The organism is Variovorax glucosi (assembly GCF_051216695.1).
Classification (GTDB): domain Bacteria; phylum Pseudomonadota; class Gammaproteobacteria; order Burkholderiales; family Burkholderiaceae_C; genus Variovorax.
The window spans coordinates 1-1,029 of record NZ_JBPJZE010000410.1 but is presented as its reverse complement, the minus strand read 5'-3'; the positions used below and the strand labels follow the sequence as shown (position 1 = coordinate 1,029).

1 protein-coding gene and 1 pseudogene are annotated in these 1,029 nt (G+C 66.6%); both read right to left on the bottom strand.

Annotated features, from left to right (window positions below; translation table 11 throughout):
* On the bottom strand, window positions 1-605 hold a 605-nt coding region (locus tag ACSFA3_RS26090), incomplete at its 3' end, for an alcohol dehydrogenase catalytic domain-containing protein (RefSeq protein ID WP_435508197.1).
* Window positions 606-695: 90 nt separating this feature from the next.
* Window positions 696-1,029 (bottom strand): annotated as a pseudogene (locus tag ACSFA3_RS26085) (polyribonucleotide nucleotidyltransferase); the annotation flags it as partial.

The following is a 1,029-nucleotide window of genomic DNA, read 5'->3' as shown; positions in this document are numbered from 1 at the left end:
TCGGCGATGTTGACCACCAGGCCGCCTTCGACCTGAGGCACGTCGACCCACTGGCCGGCCTTGTTGAACACCTGCAGGCCCTTGTCGTCGGGCAGCACGATGGTGAGGCTGCCGTAGTCGCTGTGCGCGCCCGCGCGCAATTGGCCGGGCAGCGGCTGCTCGCGCTGCGGCGGATAGCTCAGCACACGAAACATGCTGATGTGTTTGTCGATCTTGTCGTCGAAGAAGGTCTCGGGCAGCGAGGCTGCATCGATATCGCTCCAGCCCTTGGGCACCGGCAGGCATTGCGCCACGGGCGCCACGCACAGTTCGGCATAGCCGCCACCGGCGATCAGCGCACAGACACGGTCACCAATCTTGAAGCCCGCCTCGGCCAGCGCCTCGGCATCGCCCGAGACGATCTCGCCAGCCACTTCGAGGCCCGGCAGATCAGAAGCGCCCGGCTGCACCGGATAGTGCCCCTTGCGCTGCAGCACGTCCGGGCGATTGACGCCACTTGCCGCCACACGGATCAGCAGCTCGCCCGCACCCGCTACCGGGTCGGGACGCTGCGCAACGCGCAGCACCTCAGGGGCGCCGTACGAAGTGATTTCAATGGCTTTCATGGTCTTTCGGCCTCCAACGCCCACAGATGGAGCGAAGCTTGATGTTCAAAAGATAGCAACGGCGGCCGGAAGACCGCCGTTGCGCCCTTCTTACTCCTGAGGCTCGCGCGGGGCTTGTTGCTGCTGCTCGCCGGCCGGAGCCTGCGGCTGCTCGTTGCGCGGCTGCTGTTGCTGGTCGCTGAAGCGCGGTGCGCGCTCGCCACGGTCACCACCGCGGTCGCCGCGATCGCCACGGTCACGGCGCTCACCACGGTCGCCGCGGTCTTCGCGCGGCGGGCGCTCGCTGTATTCCATGCCGGCCGGACGCTCGGTCAGGGCCTTCATGGACAGCTTGACGCGGCCCTTTTCGTCGGTCTCGAGAACCTTGACCTTCACGATCTGGCCTTCGCTCAGATAGTCGGTCACCTTCTCGACGCGTTCGTGC